Genomic DNA, 5,850 nt, shown 5'->3' on the forward strand with positions numbered 1-5,850 from the left:
TCGTTGCGTGTCAGGCGACGGGATGACCACCCAGCTGCCTTGGGTTCAAAGATCAAGGGCGCTGCTGGCGCGGGAAGGGCTGCAGCAGGCGCACTGACTGGCGGTCGGAGTCGGGGCGGGCCGCCAGCAGGTCGCGGACCGGGCCGTGGCCGGGTAGTACCGCGGCCGGGTCGATTTCCAGCCACGGGATCAGCACGCTCGCACGCTCGCGCGTCCCGGGGTGCGGCAGCAGCAGCTCCGGGTCGTCCGAGCGCACCCCGTCCACCGTGACCACGTCGACGTCCAGCGTGCGCGGCCCCCACCGCAGTTCACGCACCCGGCCTGCCCGGCGTTCCAGCTCCTGGCCCGCCCGCAGCCACGACCACTCGTCCCGCTCTGGATCGTCCACAATGCACACCGCATTGAGAAAGTCCGGCTGGTCCTCGACGCCCCACGGTTTCGTTTCGTACACACTGGACACCGCGACCACCGCCGGCCCGAAGAAATCGATCACCGACTTCAGGTACGCCAGCCGATCGCCCAGGTTCGAACCCAGCGACAGGACCGCCCTCACACGCGCTCCCGGTGCACGGTCACCGCCACGTCCGCGAAGTTCAAGGGAATCGGCGCGGACGGCTTGTGCACCGTCACCTCGACCGCGGACAACCGCGAGTCCTTCAGCACCTCGTCCGCGATCCGGCCCGCCACGCTCTCGATCAGGTCGTACGGCTCACCGCCGACGATGTCCGCCGCCAGCTGCGCCAGCTCGCCGTAGTGCAGGGTCTGCGTCAGATCGTCCGAAGCGGCGGCGGGCGCGAGGTCCAGCCACGCCACGATGTCGACGACGAACTCCTGCCCGTCCCGCTTCTCGTGCTCGAACACCCCGTGCCGCCCGAACACGCGCAGCCCGGTGAGCGTGATCCGGTCAGGCACGCCCGCGCCTCCACGCCGCGGCGACCGCGACCGCGTCCAGCGACGAACCCACGTTGTGCACCCGCACGCCCCACGCCCCCTTCACCGCGGCGATCGCCGACACCGCCGCCGTCGCGTCCTCCCGGCCGTCCGGCGGGCGCGGCGCACCAGTGGAGTCGGCCAGCAGGCTGCCCAGGAACCGCTTGCGCGAAGCGCCCACCAGCACCGGGAAACCCATGTCCAGGAAGACTTCCAGCCGGTTCAGCAACGCCCAGTCGTGCTCGGCGCGCTTGGCGAACCCCAGTCCGGGGTCGACGACGATCTTCTCCGGCGCGACCCCGGCGGCCAGCGCCGCGTCGACCCGCGCCTGCAGCTCGCGCCGCACGTCCTCGACCACGTCGTCGTACTCGGCCAGCGCGTTCATGTCCTTGCTGTGCCCGCGCCAGTGCATCAGCACCCACGGCGCCTGGCTGCTCGCGGCCACCTTCGCCATGTCCGGGTCGGCCAGGCCGCCCGACACGTCGTTGATGATCTCCGCGCCCGCGTCCAGCGCCGACTCCGCGACGGCCGCGCGGGTGGTGTCCACCGAGAGCCGCAGGCCGTCGGCCGCCAGCGCACGCACCACGGGCAACACGCGAGCGGTCTCGGTCTCCGCGTCCACCCGGGACGAACCGGGCCGGGTGGATTCGCCGCCGACGTCGATGATGTCCGCGCCGCGCGCCCACATCTCGTGCGCGTGCGCCAGCGCGGCATCCAGATCGAGGTACCGGCCGCCGTCGGAGAACGAATCCGGCGTGACGTTCAGGACGCCCATCACCAGACAGCGGTCCGGCGCCCCGGTGGTCATCGACGGCCCTTGATCAGCTCCAGCGCCTCCGCCCGGGAGGTCGCCGACGTCTGCAGCATGCCGCGCACGGCCGACGTCGTGGTGCGCGCGCCCGGCTTGCGGATGCCGCGCATCGACATGCACAGGTGCTCGGCCTCGACCACGACGATCACCCCGCGCGGCTCCAGCTTCCGCACCAGCGCGTCGGCGATCTGCGACGTCAGCCGCTCCTGCACCTGCGGGCGCTTCGCGTAGAGGTCGACCAGCCGGGCCAGCTTCGACAGGCCGGTGACCTTGCCGTGGCTGTTCGGGATGTAACCCACGTGCGCGACGCCGTGGAAGGGCACCAGGTGGTGCTCGCACGTGCTGTACATCGGGATGTCGGTGACCAGGACGAGCTCTTCGTGCGACTCGTCGAACGTGCGCTCCAGCACCGACGCCGGATCGCTGTACAGCCCGGCGAACATCTCCCGGTAGGCACGGGCGACCCGGGCCGGAGTGTCCCGAAGGCCCTCCCGGTCCGGGTTCTCGCCGACGGCCTCCAACAGCTCACGCACCGCTTTCTCGGCGCGCGCCTGATCGAAGACCGGCCCCTCCTCGGGCGTCAGCTCACTGTCGATCTTGACCGTCCTGCTCGTCGGGGTTCCGCCGGTGCTGGCCCTGCCCCTCCTCGGAGCCACCGAACCAGTCACCCTGCCGCGGCTGCTCGCCCTGGTTCGGGCGCCACGGAGTCTGACCACCCGGCTGGGTCGCCGGGGTCCAGCCCGGAGGCGCGCCGTAGTTCGGCGGGCCGGACTGGTTGCCGCCGTTGTAGGGCTGCGGCCACTGACCGGTGCCGTTCGGGCCGTACGGGCGGCCACCGCCGTTGGGCGGCGGGTAGTTCCCGCCCGACGGGGGCGCGTACGGGTTCGACGGCGGTTCCGGCTGGCTGTAGGGCGGGCCACCGGGCAGGTCGCTGCCGCCCGGCGCGGTTCCGACCGGGGTCGGCACCTGGCGCGGCGCCGGCTTCTTCTCCGGCGGCGGCCACGGCTCGCCGCGCTCCATCGCCAGCTCGCCGGGCGTCTTGATCGGCGGCTTGTCCGACGGCGTGCGCTCACCGAACTCGTTGAAGACGGTGATGTGCGGCCGCTTCTCGACGGTGGCGAAGATCCGCTCCAGGTCCTTGCGGCTGAGCGTCTCCTTCTCCAGCAGCTCCAGGACCAGGTCGTCGAGCACGTCGCGGTAGGTGTTGAGCACCTCCCACGCCTCGGTGTGCGCGGTCTCGATGAGCTTGCGGACCTCTTCGTCGATCTCGTGCGCGACCTCGAGCGAGTAGTCCGCCTGACGGCCGGCGGAGCGACCCAGGAACGGGTCGCCCTGGTCCTGGCCGTACTTCACGGCGCCGAGGCGGGCGCTCATGCCGTACTCCATGACCATCGCCTTGGCGATCTTGGTCGCCTGCTCGATGTCGGAGGACGCGCCGGTGGTCGGCTCGTGGAAGACCAGCTCCTCCGCCGTGCGGCCACCCATCGCGAACACCAGCCGGGCGATCATCTCGGAGCGGGTCATCAGCTGCTTGTCGTCCTCCGGGACGACCAGCGCGTGCCCACCAGTCCGGCCGCGCGGCAGGATGGTCAGCTTGTAGACCGGCTCCAGGTCCGGCATCGCCCACGCGGCGAGCGCGTGCCCGCCCTCGTGGTAGGCGGTGATCTTCTTCTCCTGCTCGGAGATGATCCGGCTCTTGCGCGCCGGCCCGCCGATGACCCGGTCGACCGACTCCTCCAGCGCCGCGTCGGTGATCACGTGCCCGTTCTGGCGGGCGGTGAGCAGCGCGGCCTCGTTGATGACGTTGGCCAGATCGGCGCCCGACATGCCCACGGTGCGCTTGGCCAGCGCGTTCAGGTCGACGCCCTGCGCGAGCGGCTTGCCCTTCGAGTGCACCTCGAGGATGGCACGGCGGCCTGCCAGGTCCGGCGCGGACACCGGGATCTGCCGGTCGAAGCGGCCGGGGCGCAGCAGCGCCGGGTCCAGGATGTCCGGGCGGTTGGTCGCGGCGATCAGGATGATGCCGCCACGCGAGTCGAAGCCGTCCATCTCGACGAGCAGCTGGTTCAGCGTCTGCTCGCGCTCGTCGTGACCGCCGCCGAGGCCGGCGCCGCGCTGGCGGCCGACCGCGTCGATTTCGTCGACGAAGATGATGCACGGGGCGTTCTGCTTGGCCTGCTCGAACAGGTCGCGGACGCGGGAGGCGCCGACACCGACGAACATCTCGACGAAGTCCGAACCGGAGATCGTGTAGAACGGCACGCCGGCCTCACCGGCGACGGCGCGCGCGAGCAGCGTCTTACCGGTGCCGGGCGGGCCGTAGAGCAGCACGCCCTTGGGGATCTTCGCGCCCAGCGCCTGGTAGCGAGCCGGGTTCTGCAGGAAGTCCTTGATCTCGTAGAGCTCTTCGACCGCCTCGTCGGCGCCGGCCACGTCGGCGAACGTCGTCTTCGGCATGTCCTTGTTCAGCTGCTTGGCCTTGGACTTGCCGAAGTTCAGGACGCGGTTGCCGCCGCCCTGGGCGTTGTTCATCATCCACATCAGCAGCAGGAGCAGCAGGCCGAGCGGGATGATGTAGTACAGGATCTGCGTGAAGAAGCCCTGCTGCGTGACCGTCGTGTTGAACTTGACGTTCGTGCGTTCGATCAGGCTCTGGTAGATCGAGCCTGCCGACTGCGACGGGTACGAGGTGATGATCTGGTCGACCTGCTGGCCGTCGACGTCGATCTTGTTCGTGAGCGACAGCTTGAGCTGCTGCTCCTTGTCCTCCAGGTTCGCTTCCTTCACGTTGTTGCCGGTGATCTGGGCGATCGCCTGTGAAGTGGGTACCTGGGTGTATCCACGGTCGCTGTCGAAGAGGGTGTTGACCGCGAGGAAGATCAACACAACCGCGACGATCCACAGCAGCGGGTTCCTGAGCAGGCGCTTCCGGTCCATATGCCTCGGCCGTTCGGCCTCGACCCTCCCTGGCTAGGCGGTAGATGTCACATCCGCCGTCACGGTGTAGACAACAACTTGCGGTGTGCGAGGAACACCCCGTCCATCCAGGGTACAGTCCGGCCGACATGGGCACCTGCACGAGTCTCAAGCAGGTCAACGGCCGGTGCCGTGGTCTGGTTCCCCGGAGCGGTCCGGGTCAGTTGCCCGGCTCGGTTGTGACGCCCGCCACCATCTCGCCCAGCCTGGTGCGCAGCGTTTTCGCGTCCGCGGAGGACACGGTCACCCACTCCCGCCCGTCGGCGCCCGGCCGGGACAGGCTCAGGTACCGGCCGGTGGCCGTGTCGAACCAGCCCAGCACCGGTGACCTGCGACGACCGCTCACCTCGGACCTGCTGTTCGCGGCCAGCTGACCGCCGCGCAGCCGGGGCTGGCCTGCCAGCCGGGCGTAGGCCTCGCGCGGGTCGGAGGAGCCCTCGGACAGCGACCGGCGCCGCGGCTTCGGGTCGCCGCCGACCGGGACGGCCGTCCTGGCCGGCTGGATCCGCAGCGCCTCGTCGACCGGAAGTGTGATGGAAGCCTCCGTGCCACGAGTGCCCGGCGGCAGCAGGTCGACGACCGTCGAGGCCAGGCCCTCGGGGAAGGCCGGCCGGATCCAGATGCCTTCGGCGTCCTGGATCGCCACCACGCCCAGGGTGCCGTCGGTGGCGGCGAGTATCGACACCGGCGGGACCTGGAAGTCCGGGATGTGCACGGCGTCGATGCTGGTGGTGCCCTGCGAGAGCACCCGGAACCAGTCCTCGACGCGCGGGTCGAGGCGGCCGTAGTGGTCGCGCAGGCCGCGGGCCTTCAGCTCCTCGTGGGCCCGCTGCCGCAGCCGCGCGCGCTCGTCCATGGTCGCGCCGTGCGAGCGCACCTGCAGCGGGTACGGCAGTTCGCCGATGCCGGCCGCCTCCCAGAGGAAGTCGAACGTCATCGGGGTGAAGAACTCGGGGCGGTTCACCGGGCGCTCTCCGGGGTCGGGGTCTCGCCGGCCGCGTGGGCCATCGGGGGCGCGGCATCGGCGGAGGCGGCTACGAGCCGGCTCTGGCCACAACCGGCCTTCATGAGGTGGTTCACCAGGCACCACCCGGCGCCAGGGTCTCGCCGGCGGCGCTGACCAGCATCTCGCC

At 70.7% G+C, this 5,850-nt stretch carries 6 protein-coding genes; all 6 read right to left on the minus strand.

The genetic code is table 11. From position 1 onward, the window contains the following. Positions 1 to 52 precede the first annotated feature (52 nt). The gene (gene folK, locus L2C96_RS34070; protein ID WP_237339131.1) at positions 53 to 553 is read right to left on the minus strand and encodes a 2-amino-4-hydroxy-6-hydroxymethyldihydropteridine diphosphokinase; all 501 of its coding nucleotides are present in this window, start codon (positions 551 to 553) and stop codon (positions 53 to 55) included. Then, positions 550 to 912 carry a dihydroneopterin aldolase gene (gene folB / locus L2C96_RS34075; protein WP_237339132.1) on the minus strand — a complete coding sequence of 121 codons (363 nt, stop codon included), beginning with the start codon at positions 910 to 912 and terminating at the stop codon, positions 550 to 552. The genes folK and folB overlap by 4 nt, the downstream gene beginning before the upstream one ends. Continuing rightward, on the minus strand, positions 905 to 1,738 hold the full coding sequence (gene folP, locus L2C96_RS34080; RefSeq protein WP_237339133.1) for a dihydropteroate synthase: 834 nt from the start codon (positions 1,736 to 1,738) through the stop codon (positions 905 to 907). Before folP ends, folB begins: the two co-directional genes overlap by 8 nt. Next, positions 1,735 to 2,337 carry a GTP cyclohydrolase I FolE gene (gene folE / locus L2C96_RS34085; protein WP_027936564.1) on the minus strand — a complete coding sequence of 201 codons (603 nt, stop codon included), beginning with the start codon at positions 2,335 to 2,337 and terminating at the stop codon, positions 1,735 to 1,737. The genes folP and folE overlap by 4 nt, the downstream gene beginning before the upstream one ends. Then, positions 2,327 to 4,678, minus strand: coding sequence for an ATP-dependent zinc metalloprotease FtsH (gene ftsH, locus L2C96_RS34090; protein WP_237339134.1), 2,352 nt, complete (start codon positions 4,676 to 4,678; stop codon positions 2,327 to 2,329). Before ftsH ends, folE begins: the two co-directional genes overlap by 11 nt. Before the next feature lie 199 nt (positions 4,679 to 4,877). After that, a complete protein-coding gene (locus tag L2C96_RS34095) occupies positions 4,878 to 5,681 on the minus strand; it encodes an ESX secretion-associated protein EspG (RefSeq protein WP_237339135.1) in 804 nt (267 codons plus the stop codon). Positions 5,682 to 5,850 lie beyond the last annotated feature (169 nt).

The sequence above is a fragment of the Amycolatopsis tucumanensis genome, assembly GCF_021654135.1.
GTDB lineage: Bacteria > Actinomycetota > Actinomycetes > Mycobacteriales > Pseudonocardiaceae > Amycolatopsis_E > Amycolatopsis_E tucumanensis.